The organism is Polaromonas sp. P1_E11 (assembly GCF_056405995.1).
In genome coordinates, this window is the sequence record NZ_JBFUBA010000002.1 from 81,519 (window position 1) to 96,752 (window position 15,234).

Genomic DNA, 15,234 nt, shown 5'->3' on the forward strand with positions numbered 1-15,234 from the left:
CGAAGCAGGTCAAGCGGCAGGTTTGAGGCATTGGGCAGGCGTTGAGTACGGGCAGTCAGGATGTTTCGCAAATCCTGACCGGCGTCAGGTGACCGAAGTTTAGCGGCCCGTTCAGCGGTGGAAAGTCATCCTCCCAATTGCGAAGTAAATTCACCTTCCGGCCCTTGGAGATGAGCGCAAGCGGCTATCAAAACAATAGCACTCAACGTCAGCCGTACAACAGCACACCACCGGGCCCGGCTGGTTATCATGGCCTGATGAACTTCCTCAGCGCAGCAAGAAAAACCGGCAGGAGATGGGGTCACGCGGCGGCTTCAATGGCTGTTGTCATGTTTGCAGCCACAGGCCATGCCCAGGCGCCTGCCGAGCCGCACCCCACGCTGCTGCGCGAGCTGAACCGGCTGCGGCAGGACGGCTGCGATGGACGCGGCGCCAACGTTTCCCTGCTGCGCGAAAACAGCGCCTTGTCGCGAGCGGCCCAGCTCATGGCGGGTGGCCGCAAAATGGACGACGCCCTGAAAGCTGTCAACTACCGCGCCGTGCGGACCGCACAGATTGCCGTACGCGGCGCGACCGGCCCCTCGGCGCTGGCGCGCAGGACCCTGGGCAAATCATGCAGCGCAGTCATGCATGCTGAGCTCGCTGAAGCCGGCTTTTACCAGCGCGGGGCACAAACCTGGGTCATTCTGGCGGCCCCCTTCTCGCCTCCCGCGGCTGCCCAGGCCGGTGACGTGCAAGCGCGGGTGCTGGCTTTGGTCAATGAAGCACGCGCCAGCCCGCGCCGCTGCGGTGCGCAGGCTTTCCCGGCGGCACAGCCGCTGCAGTCAAGCCCGCTGCTGTACAGCGTTGCCGGGTTGCATGCCGCAGACATGGCGCGTTACAGCTACTTCAGCCACACCGGGCGCGATGGTAGCGATGTGGCTAGCCGCGCAACACGCGCAGGCTACGGCTGGAAAGCCATCGGCGAGAACATCGCCGCGGGGCAGATGCAGGCCGACACTGCCGTGCAGGGCTGGTTGAACAGCCCCGGCCATTGCGCCAACATCATGGCGCCGGCGTATACCGAGATGGGCACGGCCTTTGCGGTCAACACCCAGAGCAGCGCCGGTATTTACTGGGTGCAGGTGTTCGGGGCGCAGCGGTAAGCCACGCGTGCCGGGACCTCTGCTTTCAGCGTTTTTCAAACGCCGCGTTGAGGCGGCGCAGCAAGAGCTTGTTCAGCTCGCGCGTGTGCCTGTTCCAGCGCTCCATGGACCGCTGCAGCTCAATCTGCAGGCGCGCGCTGGTGGCGGTGTCCCCGCTCAGCGCGGCCCAGATGGCGTATTCAGCGCGGCTTTCAAAGCTGCCGAAACGCTCCACGGCGGATTCAAACTCCGCTTTCGCGTCAGCACCCCTGCCGGCGCCGCCCAGCGCCTGGGCAAGCAGCAGCGACACCAGCTCCGCGCGAAAGGCGGAGTCGGTCTTGCGGATGAATTCAAGGTGGGTGATGGCCTCGGGATAACGCTGGCAGGCGAAATAGGCCCGGGAGGCGCCCAGCCGGATTTCCAGGTCGGAGGCGAACGGGCCCTTGAGGCATGCGTCGTAACTCTGCGCAGCCTCCAGCGCCTGGCCGGCTTCGAGCAGCGCGGAGGCAAGCCGCATCTGGTTCTGCGCGGTGGGCGTGTAGTCAAACGCGGCGTGTGCTTCACGGAGTTCGCGCGTCGGGTCCAGTGTTTTTGCGGCAGCGGCCACAACCTTGCGCGCGCCGCGCTCCAGCCGCGAGTCCGGCAGGTAGACCGCCAGGAAATAAACGAGGCTGCCCAGCATGGGGAACGAAAACAGGATGATCAGCCAGTACATCTGCTGGCCGCTGCGCAAGGCGTGGACGGCAAAAAACACCGCCACAATGAAATGAAGTCCCAATCCGACAAAAGGCATGGCCCATCCCTCCAGTTATTTTGGGGGGATTCTAAAGGGATGGTGAAGGACGCATCAACCTTTCAATTGCCGGCGGGAAGCTCCTCTTCGTTCCCACTTTCGTCAAACAGGCGCAAGGCGAGCAAGCCGTGCCCCACACTGGCGCCTGCGCGCACGGCAGCCGCAACCAGAACCACTTCCGCCAGCTCCTCGCGCGTCACGCCCAGCCGCCTGGCCGCACGGGTATGCACGTCCAGGCAATAGCCACATTGGGTGGTAAGCGCCACCGCCAGTGAAATCAGCTCTCGCACACGTGGCTCAAGATGGCCGCCTTCGCGCTTGGCCGCATGGTCAAACGTGAGGAAAGCCTGGGCCTCCACAGGCGCCAGCCGCACGAAGGCTGGCGCCAGTTGCAGGTCTTGGGGTGACTGGTAACCGGCGCTCATGGCAGGCCTTTGCTGTCCGCTGGCCAGCGGCGCCGTGCGATGGTTTCAAACAGGCCCACAAACCAGCACATCGGGCAGCCGCGCATCAACACCAGCGCGCCCGCCAGGGGAAGCAGCGCCCACAGGGGATGCGTCTGGAAAACCAGAGCGGCACACCCGAGCAAGGCCAGCGCGCCTATCCCGCGCAACACATGTTGGGTGACCGAAGTGCTACAGAACACGGGCACCTCCGGTGGATGTGGTGCCACCCATGGCGCAGTCCGGCGCACAGGCGGAAGGATTTCGTCGCAGGAAAAACATCAGGAACTCCTTGTCGGTGGTTGATACCGGCAAAGAGGCCCGCACTCACCAAAAGGATTCAGGTTTTCCGAAAAAATTTGAACGGCAACGGCACCGCCGCGCCAACCTCTTCAGGGTCAGGGTTCAAATCAGGCGCTTAAGCAAGCCCATCGCCTGCTCAAACCGCTTGCCATAAGGCGGATAAAACAGGTCACCCCTCGCCCACTTTGACTGCACCAGCACCGGCTTTTGCTGCGTCAGCCGCAGGAAACCGGTTTCGCCGTGGTAGCTGCCCCAGCCGCTTTCGCCCACGCCGCCGAAAGGCAGGTTTTCGTGCGCGATGTGCATCAGCGTGTCGTTGACAGTGACGCCGCCACTCACGGTGCGTGCCAGCACATGGTCGCGGGAACCGGTGTCGGTGCCGAACCAATACAGCGCCAGCGGCCTGGGGCGGGCGTTGACATAGCCAATCGCGTCCTCGATCGATGCGTACGGAATCACCGGAAGGATGGGGCCGAAGATTTCCTCGCTGAGCAGTTTCGAGCCGGCGGGTACATCGAACACCAGCACCGGCGCCATCTGGCGCGACGCCGCGCCCACACCGGGTGCACCGGCCTGGATGGTTTGCAGGCGCGCCCCCGCGCCTTCGGCCTGGTCCAGCAGCGCCTGCAGGCGTTCATGGTGGCGCGGGCTGATGATGGCAGCGTAATCGGGGTTGCCGGCGATGGTGGGAAAGAGCGTGGCCACGGCGCGCGCAAAGGCTTCGCCAAACGCGGCTTCACTGCCTTTTGGCAGCAACACATAGTCGGGAGCGATGCAGGTCTGGCCGGCGTTCAGCAGTTTGCCGTGGGCAATCTTGATGGCAGCCTTGTCGATGTCGCACGAGGCGTCGATGATGCAGGGTGACTTGCCGCCCAGTTCCAGCGTGGTGGGCGTGAGGTTGGCGGCGGCCACTTCGGCGACCTTGCGGCCCACGGCGGTGGAGCCGGTAAAAAACAGATGATCAAACGGCAGCCCGGCAAATTCGGCGGCCAGGGCGCCGTCGCCCTGCACCACGCAGAGTTCATCAGGTGCGAAGGATTGTTCAATCAGGGCCGCCAGCAAGGCAGAGGTTTTCGGCGTCAGCTCGCTGGGCTTGAGCATGACGCGGTTGCCGGCCGCCAGCGCGGTGATGACGGGCCCGAGCGACAGCTGCACCGGGTAGTTCCACGGCGACACCACGCCCACCACGCCCAATGGCTGGCGCTGCAGGTAGGCCCGCGCAGGCTGCAGGTACAGCGGCGTGCGCACCTTCACGGGTTTCATCCACTTCGGCAAATGCCTGAGCGTGCTGGACAACAGCGAACGCAGCACAAAGATATCGGCGATTTCGGTGAGCTGGGGCGACCGCACGCCAAAGTCTGCGTTGACGGCCTGTGCCAGCGCGCTGCCGTGCTCATCCAGCAAAGCACGAATACGCAGCAGTCGGTCACGGCGCAAGGCCAGCGGAACCTCTGTCTGTGCCCGGCTGGCCTGGTGCTGGGCTTCGAACAATGTGCGAAGGGCGGACGGAGGTGTGCTGGAACTCATGCGGCCATGATAGGGGCCACAGGGGCAGAGCAGTAGGGACGCAACTCCAGCAGCACTGCGGGTTGACCCTGAGGTACTTGACCCCATTTGCAGACTTGATGCAGAACCTGTTGACGGTCTAAACGGGTTCTCAGGCATTTGGCTGACAATCGCGCCGGCACTTATCCGCTATGGTGACTGGCAGGTAAACCATCCCTGATGAAAGTGTTTCATGGAATTCAAGGATTACTACAAGGTCATGGGCGTAGAGCGCAGTGCCACGCCCGACGAGATCAAAAAGGCACACCGCAAGCTGGCACGCAAATACCATCCCGACGTCAGCAAGGAAAAAAACGCCGAAGCACGCTTCAAGGAAATCGCCGAAGCCTACGAGGTGTTGCGCGATCCTGAAAAGCGCACCGCTTACGACCAACTGGGCGCCAACTACCAGGCCGGGCAGGACTTCCGCCCGCCACCGGGCTGGAACCCGGGGCAGGCCTCGGGGGGTGCCACCGGCGCTCCCCATTTTGGCGGAGCCGAAGGTTTTGACCACAGCGACTTTTTCGACGCGATCTTCCGCGGCATGGGCGGAGGGCCGCAAGGCCGGGGTGGTTTTGACGATATGCGCGGCAGCCGAAGCTTTGACATGCATGGCCAGGACCAGCGCGCCAAAATCCAGATCGACATCGGCGACTCCTACAGCGGTGCCACGCGCAAGCTGCAGTTGCGCATGCCCATGGAGAGTGAAGCCGGCGTGACGATGCAGGACCGCAGCATCGAGTTCGTCATCCCCAAGGGCATACGCGCAGGCCAGCACATTCGCCTGGCGGGCCAGGGCTCTCCCGGTATGGGTCAAGGCAGCCCGGGCGACCTTTACCTGGATGTTGAATTTCTGCCGCATGCCCTGTACCGTGCCGAGGGCCATGACGTGTACATGAATCTGCCCGTCGCGCCATGGGAAGCCGCGCTGGGCGCCGAGGTGGAAGTGCCCACGCCCACCGGCGAGGTGGAGCTGAAGATCCCGGCGGGTTCTGCCGGCGGGCGCAAGCTCAGGCTCAAGGGGCGCGGGCTGCCGGGCAAGACTCCGGGAGATTTTTATTTTGTGCTGCAGGTGGTCCTGCCGGCCGCGGACACGGATGCGGCAAAGAAAGCGTACGAAGACATGGCGGCGGCATTCAAGGCCTTCAGGCCGCGCACCGCCCTGCAAACCTCGGGAGCCAAGGCATGAACACCCCCACCCGCTACGTCGCCGGCTTCATCCTGGAAGACCAGGATGAACTCACCCTTGACGATCTCTGCCGGGCCTGCGCCGCGCAGTCGGAGCTCATCGTGGACCTGGTACACGAAGGCCTGCTGGCGCCGGTGGGAGAGGCTCCTGAGGTCTGGCGCTTCACCGGCGTGCACTTGCACCGGGCCACCGTGGCTGTGCGCCTGCAGCGCGACCTGGGGGTTAACCCAGCCGGTGCGGCGCTGGCACTGGAACTGATGGACGAGCTGAACAGCCTGCGCCGACAGCTGCACCGTCTGCAGGACAACTGACCCACCGGCGCGGGCAATCTTTTATATAGGACAGGTGATGGCGCTCGCTGCCAAAGCACCGTGGGAGAATTCGCGCCATGTCCACCGAAGCCGCGCCGGCCCTGAAAAACATCTTTGACAAGGTGCGCTATCGCCACATCGCGGCAGAAACCACCGCTGTCTACCCGCGTTTTGACGGTAAAAAATTTCTTGCACTCGCGCTCCCTGGCCTGGACGAGCTCTCGCTGATGCAGCGCCTGCGCCGCACCAGCGAGTGCCTGCACGCCACGCTGCCCGACGACTACAGGAAAACCGTCACCATCCTGCGCAAGCTGGCCCCGCGCATCAACAGCGGCTTTGTCACCCTGGTACTGCCGGACTATGTGGGCCTGTATGGGCGCGATGATTTCGACACGTCGATGGAGGCGCTGAAATTTTTCACCGCTTTTGGCTCTTCGGAATACGCCATCCGAGAATTCATCCGCCAGGACCCTGCGCGCACGCTGGCCGTGATGAAGGCCTGGGCCAGAGACGAGAGCGAGCACGTGCGGCGCCTGGCCAGCGAAGGCAGCCGCCCTCGCCTGCCCTGGTCTTTCAGGCTGGATGCGCTGATGGCCGACCCCGAACTTGCCGCACCCATCCTGGACGCGCTCAAGGCCGACAGCAGCCTCTACGTTCGTAAATCGGTGGCCAACCACCTCAACGACGTCACCAAGCTGCACCCCGACTGGGTGCTGGGGCGCCTGAAGAGCTGGCCGCTGGACAACCCGCACACCGCGTGGATTGCCCGGCACGCGCTGCGCACACTGATCAAGCAGGGCGACAGGCGGGCGCTGGGTGTGATCGGCGCCGGTAAAAAGGCGAACGTCGGCATCACCGGTTTGTCCATCACCCCCAAGAAACTCACCCTGGGCGAGCGGATGGCACTGTCGTTCACACTGCAATCCACCTCGCGCCAAAGCCAGCGGCTGGTGGTGGACTACGCGGTGCACTACGTCAAGAAATCGGGCAGCAGCTCGGCCAAGGTATTCAAACTCAAGGAGCTGACGCTGGCCGCTGGCGAAAGCGTGCAGCTGTCACGCAGCCAGGTCGTGCGCGACTTCACCACCCGTGTGCACCATGCCGGGCGGCATGCGGTGGACATCATGGTCAATGGGGAATGCCTTGCGAGCGGGCATTTTGACCTGGTGAAGGCCTGAATGGCTGCAGCCCAATAAGGACGAGCGCAAGCAGCTATCAAATATATAGCACTCCGATATACTACCCTGACGCCCACCGCCGCCCTTCCGATTCCCATACCAAGCACCAAGGACATGTTCATGCGCCCATTCACCCAGCAACGATTCAGCCCCGCCTATTGCGCCCTCAGCCTGGTGCTGCTTCTGTCAGCCTGCGGAGGCGCCGGCGGTGAAGAGATCGGCGCGGTCGACACGGTCTTCAAATTCATCGGGCCGGACCACAAGATCGTGGTGGAAGCCTATGACGACCCCAAGGTAAGCGGCGTCACCTGTTATGTCTCGCGCGCCAAGACGGGCGGTATCAAGGGCGCATTCGGCGTGGCCGAAGACAAGGCCGAAGCCTCGATAGCCTGCAGGCAGACCAGCGTGATCAGTTTCCCGGCAGGCAAACCCATCGAGAAGCAGGAAGAAATGTTCAGCGAACGCATTTCGCTGGTCTTCAAAAAGCTGCGTGTGGTGCGCATGGTGGACACCAAACGCAACACCCTCGTCTACCTCACCTATTCCGACCGCGTGATCGAAGGTTCGCCGCAGAACAGCGTGACAGCGGTTCCGGTGCCGGCGGGCACGGTGATTCCGGTGAAGTAAAGCCCCGGCCACGGTCTTCACGGCTGGCGGGCCTGAATACCCCCGCTGGCCGGCGGGACTAGCGGGCTGCGCCGTCGGCGTTTTCGCTTTTGACAACAGAATTTCGACCCATGACCCAACCCACAAACACTTCCCTTGCGGATTTCCCCATCACCCGGAAATGGCCCGCCCAGCACCCTGACCGCATCCAGCTGTATTCGCTGCCCACGCCCAACGGCGTCAAGGTATCGATCATGCTGGAAGAGTGCGGCCTGCCCTACGAGCCGCACCTCGTTGACTTTGGCAGCAACGACCAGATGTCGCCGGCCTTTGTGTCGCTGAACCCGAACAACAAGATCCCGGCCATCCTTGACCCCAATGGGCCCGGCGGCAAACCACTCGGTTTGTTCGAGTCCGGCGCCATCCTGATCTACCTTGCCGAAAAAACCGGGAAATTCCTGCCGGCGGACGCAGCAGCCCGCTACGAAACCATCCAGTGGCTGATGTTCCAGATGGGCGGCATCGGCCCGATGTTTGGCCAGCTCGGCTTTTTCCACAAGTTTGCCGGCAAGGACTATGAAGACAAGCGCCCGCGCGACCGCTATGTCGCCGAATCCAGCCGCCTGCTTGGTGTGCTGAACCAGCGGCTCGAAGGCCGCAGCTGGATCATGGGCGACGACTACACCATTGCCGACATTGCCACCTTCGGCTGGGTGCGCAACCTGGTCGGGTTTTATGGCGCCGGTGAGCTGGTGGAAATCCAGAAATTTCCTAACGTGACGCGCGTGCTCGACGCGTTTGTGGCCCGCCCTGCCGTCGTCAAGGGTTTGGGCATACCTGCACGCGGCTAACGCCGACCGCAAAGAAGGGGTTGGTCCTGCATGGTCGCGGATCGCCAGAATGGCTATCATGAGAGACATGTCCGCCAATCCAGCCCCTATCCAGGAACAGATTACGACGGACCGCTTTCGCCTGCTGGTGGATGCGGTGCAGGACTACGGCATCTTCATGCTCGACACCGCGGGCAACGTGATGTCCTGGAATATCGGCGCCCAGCGCATCAAACAGTACCGCGCCGACGAGATCATCGGCCGCAATTTCTCCACCTTTTACCCCCCTGAGGCCGTCGCCGCCGGATGGCCCGCCGAGGAGTTGCGCCGCGCGGAAAGAGATGGGCGCTTCGAGGAAGAAGGCTGGCGCATCCGCAAGGACGGCAGCCGTTTCTGGGCCAATGTCGTCATTACCGCGCTCAGGGACGAGAACGGAAAACTCGCCGGCTTCGGCAAGGTCACACGCGACCTCACGGAACGCCGGGCTCACGAGGAAGCGCTGCGCGAGAGCGAGGAACGCTTCAGGTTCATGATCGAAGGGGTGCGGGACTACGCGATCTTCATGCTGAGCCCCGACGGCGTGATCGAGAGCTGGAACAGCGGCGCGCAGCTCATCAAGGGCTACAGCCCGAGCGAAGTCATCGGCAAACATTTCAGCCTGTTTTACCGCCCTGAAGACATGGAGGCCGGCAAACCCCAAGCCGAGCTGAAGGCGGCCCTGGAGCACGGCCGCGCTGAAGAAGAAGGCTGGCGCGTTCGCCGGGACGGCTCGGTGTTCTGGGCCAATGTGGTGATCGCCCCGGTGTATGACACGGGCCGGCAACTGCGCGGCTTTGTCAAAGTCACACGCGACATGACCGAAAGGCGGCGCCTGTACGAGCTGGAAAAATCCAGCAAACGCATGAGCGAGTTCCTGGCCATGCTGGCGCACGAGCTGCGCAACCCGCTGGCCCCCATCCGCAACGCCATCACCATCCTGCAACTGGAGCCCTCTCCCAGCCCGCTGGTCCGAAGCAGCCGCGACATGATCGACCGGCAGCTCACGCACATGACGCGACTGGTCGACGACCTGCTCGATGTCGGGCGGCTGACCACCGGCAAGATCCGCTTCAAGGCGGAGCAGGTTTCCTACAACCAGGTGGTGGCCCGCTCCATTGAGGCCGTGCGTCCCCTGTTTGACGCGCGGCGCCACCGCCTGGTGTCAGAAATCCCCGCCGCCACGCTGCTGGTTCAGGGTGACGCCACGCGGCTGGCGCAGGTCCTGCAAAACCTGCTGATCAATGCGGCCAAGTACACCCCCGAAGCGGGCCTGATTGAGCTGAAGGTCTGGCAGGAAGGCACGCAGCTGTACACCTCGGTCAAGGACAACGGACTGGGCCTCTCGTCCGAGGCGCTCAGCCAGATCTTCGAGCTGTTCTCGCAAGGAGACGCGCAGACCGCCGCGCGGGAAAGCGGGTTGGGCATCGGGCTCACGCTGGCACGTTCCCTGGTGGAAATGCACGGCGGCGCACTGCATGCTGAAAGCGAGGGCCCCGGCCGCGGCAGCACCTTCACTTTTTTCCTGCCCAATGCACAAATAAGCACGCACGATCCCGATGGTGTGGACGGCAACGGCCCCGGCGCGGCCATCCTGGTGGTGGACGACAACCGCGATGCCGCCAACAGCCTGGCGGAGATTCTCAGGCTGATGGACTGCCAGGTGAAAGTGGCCTACGACGGCCCCGCCGCGCTGGAGCTTTTTCGCCAGCAGACGCCGCAAGCCATCTTGCTGGACCTGGGCATGCCGGGAATGAACGGCTACGAGGTACTGGCGGCCCTGCGTGCCCTGCACGGCGGCGAGCAGGTGACCGTCGCGGCCCTCACCGGCTTCGGCACGGACGAAGACAAAAGCCGCGCGCTGGCCGCCGGGTTCGATGAGCACCTCACCAAGCCGCTGGACTTTGCCGCGTTGCAGGCATTTCTGCAAACTGCGGGCGTGACAGTCTGATATTGGCGGCGGGGACGGTGTTTTCACCCTCTTTTCATATATAAAAGGGCCTGTAAACCAATAACACCGGGCGCAACCAGCTATCAAATAGGTAGCAAACGCCAAAGCACCGATATGGCCGGCCTGCCCGCAAGGCCCGCCAGCAGGCCGCCTTGGCCATGGGTGTATAACCAGAGCCCCCGGTCCCGCGTTTTTCCCCATCCCGCGCGTGGCCGCTTACCTCACATCAATAAGCATCAAGCCGGGCGCATGAAGCGCTGCGGCACACCAAGGAAGATCAAACATGGGCGCGCAGTGGAAAGCAAAAGGCAAGGAACTGGCCGCAAATGCCAAGGGCAAGGTATTTGGAAAACTGGCCAAGGAAATCATGGTGGCCGCGCGCAGCGGTGCCGACCCGTCATTGAACGCCCGCCTGCGGCTGGTGGTGGAGCAGGCCCGCAAGGTCTCCATGCCCAAGGACACGCTGGAGCGCGCCATCAAAAAAGGCGCCGGCCTCACGGGCGATGCGGTTCATTTTGAACACGTGATCTACGAAGGTTTTGCCCCACACCGCGTGCCCGTCATGGTCGAATGCCTGACCGACAACCTGAACCGCACCGCCTCCGAAGTGCGCGTGCTGTTTCGCAAGGGGCAGCTCGGCACCTCCGGCTCGGTGTCCTGGGATTTTGACCACGTGGGCATGATTGAAGCCGAACCTGCAGCAGCAGGCGCCGACCCCGAGCTGGCCGCCATTGAAGCAGGCGCCCAGGACTTTGAGCCGGGCGAAGAAGAAGGTACCACCCTGTTCCTGACCGACGCAGTCGACCTGGACCTGGTGAGCCGCGCATTGCCGGCCCAGGGTTTCAGCGTGCTGTCGGCCAAGCTGGGCTACAAGCCGAAAAACCCGGTCGATCCGGCAAGCCTCAGCGCCGCCGAACTCGAGGAAGTCGAAGCCTTCCTGGCCGCCATCGATGCCAATGACGATGTGCAGACCATTTACGCGGGCCTGGGCAGCTAGGGCCTGGTTGTTTGCGTTCCGCGGGCGCGCCCCTGATCAGTTGCCCATCAGCGCGCGTACGTGCGCCGCCGTGCCGCTGGCCAGGCCTTCCATGCTGTAGCCTCCCTCGAGGACGGAAACCACGCGGCCCTGGGCGGTTTCATCGGCCACCTTCATCAACTCCCGGGTGATCCAGTGGTAATCGTCGTCCGTGAACTGCAGGCCGCCCAGCGGGTCCAGATGATGGGCGTCGAAGCCCGCGGAGATGATCAGCAGCCCGGGTGCGAACTTGCGCAGGGCCGGCAACAACTGATCGGTCATCGCGGCGCGGAAGGCGGCTGACCCGGTGCCCCGCGGAAACGGCACATTCACGATGTTTCCGGCCACGCCGGTTTCATGGCGCGCGCCGGTGCCGGGGTAAAACTGCGATTGGTGGCAGGAACCGTAGAACAGGTCCGGGTCGTCGTAGAACGAGTTCTGCGTGCCGTTGCCGTGGTGCACGTCGAAGTCCACCACCGCAACACGCTGGATGCCGTGCCGCTCGCGCGCATGCAGCGCTGCAATGGCCGCCTGGTTGAACACGCAAAAACCCATGGCCTGGTCTGCCTCGGCATGATGTCCGCAGGGGCGGGTAGCACAAAAAACGTTGCTCGCCTCCCTTGTCACCACATCGTCCACGCCGGCACAGGCCGCGCCCACACAACGCATCACCGCCTCGAGCGATCCCGGCGACAAGATGGTGTCACCGGCATCCAGTGCGCGGTAGCCCTCGGCCGGCGACACCGCCTGCACCTGCTCGACATAGCCGGGTGTGTGCACGTGGAGCACCTGATCGAACGAGCCCAGCGGCGCATCGCGCCAGACCGCCTTCGCAAACTCCGGTGTCTTCAGTGCGTGCAGCACGGCTTCGAGGCGCTCGGGCGACTCCGGGTGGTGCGGGCCGGGACGATGGTCGAAACAGGCTTCGTGGGTGTAGATCAGGGTGCTCATGGGTGTTTGTCTCCTTTGCAGCGCCAGCGCCGCCATGCAGTCGATGGCTTTCATCGCTGCGGGTTTTTGTAGGGTCTCGTGAATGACTTTAACGGATCATGGCCGCAAGCGGCTCTGCCAGCCGCCTCAGACGGCGAGCAAGAAAAAACCCGTTGCCTGCATGCGCAGGAACGGGTTTTCGTATTTTTCACATCAAAATGGCTGTAAGCCCCCGGCTGGCGAGCGCGAGCAGCTATCAATCCGATAGCAAGCTGCAGGCGCCGCTCAGCCCGGTCTCACCCGGCCGCCGCTTCGAAGCTGAACACCCCCGGATTCTGGATCGGGTCCACATCGACCGGGATGGTGCTCTTGGGCGGGAACTTGCCCTCAAGCAGCAACTTCGACAGCGGGTTTTCAATGCGCTGCTGGATCGCACGCTTGAGCGGACGCGCGCCAAACACCGGGTCGAAACCAACCTTGGCGAGCTCGGCAATCGCCGCTTCCGACACCTCCATGTTGAGGTCCATCTTCTGCAGGCGCGCTATCAGCGTACGCAGCTGGATGCGGGCGATGGACTCGATGTTTTTCGCGTCGAGCGAATGGAACACCACGGTCTCGTCGATACGGTTCAGGAACTCGGGCCGGAAGTAGTTCTTCAGCTCGCCCTCCACCGCCTCCTTCACATCCTCATACGGCCGGCCCACCATGGACTGGATGATGGGCGAGCCGATGTTGCTGGTCATCACGATCACGGTGTTCTTGAAGTCCACGGTGCGGCCCTGGCCGTCGGTCAGGCGGCCATCGTCCAGCACCTGCAGCAGCACATTGAAGACATCGGGGTGGGCTTTTTCCACCTCATCGAGCAGCAGCACGCTGTAGGGCTTGCGGCGCACGGCTTCGGTCAGGTAGCCGCCTTCCTCGTAGCCCACATAGCCGGGAGGCGCGCCAATCAGGCGAGCGACGGAATGCTTTTCCATGAACTCGCTCATGTCGATGCGGACCAGGTGGTCTTCGCTGTCAAACAGGAAACCCGCCAGCGCCTTGCACAGCTCGGTCTTTCCGACACCCGTAGGGCCCAGGAACAGGAAAGACCCGGTGGGCCGGTTCGGGTCGGAAAGGCCCGAGCGTGAACGGCGGATGGCATTGGCCACGGCGCCGATCGCTTCATCCTGGCCGACCACGCGCTCGTGCAGCTTGCCTTCCATGAGCAACAGCTTGTCGCGCTCGCCCTGCATCAGCTTGCTGACGGGAATGCCGGTGGCGCGCGCCACGACTTCGGCGATCTCTTCAGCGCCGACCTGGGTGCGCAGCAACGTGGGGGCGTTGGATTTGCCCTTGCTGGCTTCGCTAGCCTGCGCTTCTTTCAGGCGTTTTTCAAGCGCCGGCAACTGGCCGTATTGCAGCTCGGCGACTTTGTTGAAGTCGCCCTTGCGGGTGAATTCCTCGATCTGGAAGCGGATGCGGCCGATTTCTTCCATCACGTCCTTGGAGCCGAGGGCCTGGGCTTTTTCGGCCTGCCAGATTTCATCGAGGTCGGAGATCTCTTTTTGCAGCTTGGCGATCTCCTCTTCAATCAGGTCGAAGCGCTTTTTCGAAGACTCGTCTTTTTCGCGGCGCACGGCTTCGCGCTCGATCTGTAGCTGGATCAGGCGGCGGTCGAGTTTGTCCATGACCTCGGGCTTGGAGTCCATCTCGATCTTGATCTTGGCCGCGGCTTCATCGATCAGGTCGATGGCCTTGTCGGGCAGGAAACGGTCGGTGATGTAGCGATGGCTCAGCTCGGCCGCGGCCACGATGGCCGGGTCGGTGATCTGCACGCCGTGGTGCTCTTCGTATTTCTCTTGCAGGCCACGCAGGATGGCAATCGTCGCCTCCACGCTCGGCTCGCCCACCAGAATCTTCTGGAAACGGCGCTCCAGTGCGGCGTCTTTTTCGATGTACTTGCGGTATTCGTCGAGCGTGGTGGCGCCGACGCAATGCAATTCGCCGCGTGCCAGCGCGGGTTTGAGCATATTGCCCGCGTCCATGGCGCCTTCTGCCTTGCCGGCGCCCACCATGGTGTGCAGCTCGTCGATGAAGACGATGGTCTGGCCTTCGTCCTTGGCCAGCTCGTTCAGCACGGTCTTCAGGCGCTCTTCAAACTCACCGCGGAACTTGGCGCCGGCCAGCAGGGCGGCCATGTCCAGGCTCAGCACGCGCTTGCCCTTGAGGGAGTCGGGCACCTCACCCGCAACGATGCGCTGGGCCAGGCCCTCGACGATGGCGGTCTTGCCGACGCCGGGCTCGCCGATCAGCACCGGGTTGTTTTTAGTGCGGCGCTGCAGCACCTGGATCGCGCGGCGGATTTCATCGTCGCGGCCGATCACCGGGTCGAGCTTGCCCAGGCGGGCGCGCTCGGTCAGGTCCATGCAGTATTTCTTGAGGGCTTCGCGCTGGCCTTCGGCGTCGGCGCTGTTCACGCCCTGCCCGCCGCGCACGGCGTCGATCGCCGCTTCCAGCGCCTTGCGGGTCAGGCCGTTTTCTTTGGCCAGCCGGCCCACGTCGCTCTTGCTGTCGGCCACAGCCAGCAGAAAGAGTTCACCGGCAATGAACTGGTCGTTGCGCTTGATGGCTTCTTTTTCGGTGGCCTGCAGCAGTTTGGCGAGGTCGGAACCGACCTGGATCTGGTCCTGGCCTTGCACCTGTGGCAACTTTTTGACAGCAGCATCAGCTGCCTGCGTAAGGCCGCCTATGTTGACGCCGGCTTTTTCCAGCAGGGCGCGCGGGCCGTCTTCCTGGCGCAGCATGGCGGCCAGCAGGTGAACCGGCTCGATATAGCCGTTGTCGTTGCCCAGCGCGAGGGACTGCGCGTCGCTGAGGGCTTCCTGGAATTTGGTGGTTAGTTTGTCTTGTCGCATTGAATTTGACTCCGCAAAGGGCTCAGGGGCTCACGAAGGAGCGGTTATTGCCAAGTTTGGGGCTTTTGCGCGCCTTTTCAAGT

General features: G+C 63.3%; 14 protein-coding genes. 8 read left to right on the forward strand and 6 right to left on the reverse strand.

Annotation, left to right across the window (positions count from 1 at the left end):
* Window positions 1-329 precede the first annotated feature (329 nt).
* A complete protein-coding gene (locus AC1D11_RS07870; protein WP_477646538.1) occupies window positions 330-1,145 on the forward strand; it encodes a CAP domain-containing protein in 816 nt (271 codons plus the stop codon).
* Window positions 1,146-1,170: 25 nt separating this feature from the next.
* On the opposite strand, the gene AC1D11_RS07875 is transcribed toward AC1D11_RS07870, so the two are convergent.
* The 4 genes from AC1D11_RS07875 to AC1D11_RS07890 all read right to left on the reverse strand — a co-directional run bounded on the left by AC1D11_RS07875 (window position 1,171) and on the right by AC1D11_RS07890 (window position 4,190).
* A complete protein-coding gene (locus AC1D11_RS07875) occupies window positions 1,171-1,917 on the reverse strand; it encodes a hypothetical protein (RefSeq protein ID WP_477646537.1) in 747 nt (248 codons plus the stop codon).
* A 62-nt stretch (window positions 1,918-1,979) separates the two neighbouring features.
* The gene (locus AC1D11_RS07880) at window positions 1,980-2,342 is read right to left on the reverse strand and encodes a carboxymuconolactone decarboxylase family protein (protein WP_477651084.1); all 363 of its coding nucleotides are present in this window, start codon (window positions 2,340-2,342) and stop codon (window positions 1,980-1,982) included.
* Window positions 2,339-2,563, reverse strand: a complete 225-nt coding sequence (locus AC1D11_RS07885; RefSeq protein WP_477646535.1) for a hypothetical protein — start codon at window positions 2,561-2,563, stop codon at window positions 2,339-2,341. The genes AC1D11_RS07880 and AC1D11_RS07885 overlap by 4 nt, the downstream gene beginning before the upstream one ends.
* A 202-nt stretch (window positions 2,564-2,765) precedes the next feature.
* Entirely contained in the window at window positions 2,766-4,190 is a 1,425-nt protein-coding gene (locus tag AC1D11_RS07890; RefSeq protein ID WP_477646534.1) for a coniferyl aldehyde dehydrogenase, read from the reverse strand.
* Window positions 4,191-4,401: 211 nt separating this feature from the next.
* On the opposite strand from AC1D11_RS07890, the gene AC1D11_RS07895 reads away from it, so the two are divergent.
* The 7 genes from AC1D11_RS07895 to AC1D11_RS07925 all read left to right on the forward strand — a co-directional run bounded on the left by AC1D11_RS07895 (window position 4,402) and on the right by AC1D11_RS07925 (window position 11,306).
* Window positions 4,402-5,397 carry a DnaJ C-terminal domain-containing protein gene (locus AC1D11_RS07895; protein WP_477646533.1) on the forward strand — a complete coding sequence of 332 codons (996 nt, stop codon included), beginning with the start codon at window positions 4,402-4,404 and terminating at the stop codon, window positions 5,395-5,397.
* The gene (locus tag AC1D11_RS07900) at window positions 5,394-5,708 is read left to right on the forward strand and encodes a chaperone modulator CbpM (protein ID WP_477646532.1); all 315 of its coding nucleotides are present in this window, start codon (window positions 5,394-5,396) and stop codon (window positions 5,706-5,708) included. Before AC1D11_RS07895 ends, AC1D11_RS07900 begins: the two co-directional genes overlap by 4 nt.
* A gap of 77 nt (window positions 5,709-5,785) precedes the next feature.
* A complete protein-coding gene (locus AC1D11_RS07905; RefSeq protein WP_477646531.1) occupies window positions 5,786-6,886 on the forward strand; it encodes a DNA alkylation repair protein in 1,101 nt (366 codons plus the stop codon).
* Window positions 6,887-7,006: 120 nt separating this feature from the next.
* The gene (locus tag AC1D11_RS07910; protein ID WP_477646530.1) at window positions 7,007-7,513 is read left to right on the forward strand and encodes a CreA family protein; all 507 of its coding nucleotides are present in this window, start codon (window positions 7,007-7,009) and stop codon (window positions 7,511-7,513) included.
* A 110-nt stretch (window positions 7,514-7,623) separates the two neighbouring features.
* Window positions 7,624-8,343 (forward strand): glutathione binding-like protein, encoded by a 720-nt coding sequence (locus AC1D11_RS07915; protein WP_477646529.1) that lies wholly within the window; start codon window positions 7,624-7,626, stop codon window positions 8,341-8,343.
* A gap of 58 nt (window positions 8,344-8,401) precedes the next feature.
* Window positions 8,402-10,309 carry a PAS domain-containing hybrid sensor histidine kinase/response regulator gene (locus AC1D11_RS07920; RefSeq protein ID WP_477646528.1) on the forward strand — a complete coding sequence of 636 codons (1,908 nt, stop codon included), beginning with the start codon at window positions 8,402-8,404 and terminating at the stop codon, window positions 10,307-10,309.
* 283 nt (window positions 10,310-10,592) lie between these two features.
* Window positions 10,593-11,306, forward strand: a complete 714-nt coding sequence (locus tag AC1D11_RS07925) for a YebC/PmpR family DNA-binding transcriptional regulator (RefSeq protein ID WP_477646527.1) — start codon at window positions 10,593-10,595, stop codon at window positions 11,304-11,306.
* A gap of 36 nt (window positions 11,307-11,342) precedes the next feature.
* Here AC1D11_RS07925 and AC1D11_RS07930 read toward each other — a convergent pair whose 3' ends face one another.
* Both AC1D11_RS07930 and clpB read right to left on the reverse strand, forming a co-directional pair.
* Window positions 11,343-12,275, reverse strand: coding sequence for a histone deacetylase family protein (locus tag AC1D11_RS07930; RefSeq protein ID WP_477646526.1), 933 nt, complete (start codon window positions 12,273-12,275; stop codon window positions 11,343-11,345).
* 275 nt (window positions 12,276-12,550) lie between these two features.
* Complete coding sequence (clpB, locus tag AC1D11_RS07935; RefSeq protein WP_477646525.1) at window positions 12,551-15,151, reverse strand: ATP-dependent chaperone ClpB; 2,601 nt, start codon at window positions 15,149-15,151, stop codon at window positions 12,551-12,553.
* Window positions 15,152-15,234 lie beyond the last annotated feature (83 nt).

Bases quoted from the DNA above. Each gene is read 5' to 3' on its own strand.
- AC1D11_RS07875 (WP_477646537.1), bottom strand. From the start codon at position 1,917: ATGCCTTTTGTCGGATTGGGACTTCATTTCATTGTGGCGGTGTTTTTT.
- AC1D11_RS07890 (WP_477646534.1), bottom strand. From the start codon at position 4,190: ATGAGTTCCAGCACACCTCCGTCCGCCCTTCGCACATTGTTCGAAGCC.
- AC1D11_RS07880 (WP_477651084.1), bottom strand. From the start codon at position 2,342: ATGAGCGCCGGTTACCAGTCACCCCAAGACCTGCAACTGGCGCCAGCC.
- AC1D11_RS07930 (WP_477646526.1), bottom strand. From the start codon at position 12,275: ATGAGCACCCTGATCTACACCCACGAAGCCTGTTTCGACCATCGTCCC.
- AC1D11_RS07910 (WP_477646530.1), top strand. From the start codon at position 7,007: ATGCGCCCATTCACCCAGCAACGATTCAGCCCCGCCTATTGCGCCCTC.
- AC1D11_RS07895 (WP_477646533.1), top strand. From the start codon at position 4,402: ATGGAATTCAAGGATTACTACAAGGTCATGGGCGTAGAGCGCAGTGCC.
- AC1D11_RS07920 (WP_477646528.1), top strand. From the start codon at position 8,402: ATGAGAGACATGTCCGCCAATCCAGCCCCTATCCAGGAACAGATTACG.
- AC1D11_RS07915 (WP_477646529.1), top strand. From the start codon at position 7,624: ATGACCCAACCCACAAACACTTCCCTTGCGGATTTCCCCATCACCCGG.
- clpB (WP_477646525.1), bottom strand. From the start codon at position 15,151: ATGCGACAAGACAAACTAACCACCAAATTCCAGGAAGCCCTCAGCGAC.
- AC1D11_RS07905 (WP_477646531.1), top strand. From the start codon at position 5,786: ATGTCCACCGAAGCCGCGCCGGCCCTGAAAAACATCTTTGACAAGGTG.
- AC1D11_RS07870 (WP_477646538.1), top strand. From the start codon at position 330: ATGTTTGCAGCCACAGGCCATGCCCAGGCGCCTGCCGAGCCGCACCCC.
- AC1D11_RS07925 (WP_477646527.1), top strand. From the start codon at position 10,593: ATGGGCGCGCAGTGGAAAGCAAAAGGCAAGGAACTGGCCGCAAATGCC.
- AC1D11_RS07900 (WP_477646532.1), top strand. From the start codon at position 5,394: ATGAACACCCCCACCCGCTACGTCGCCGGCTTCATCCTGGAAGACCAG.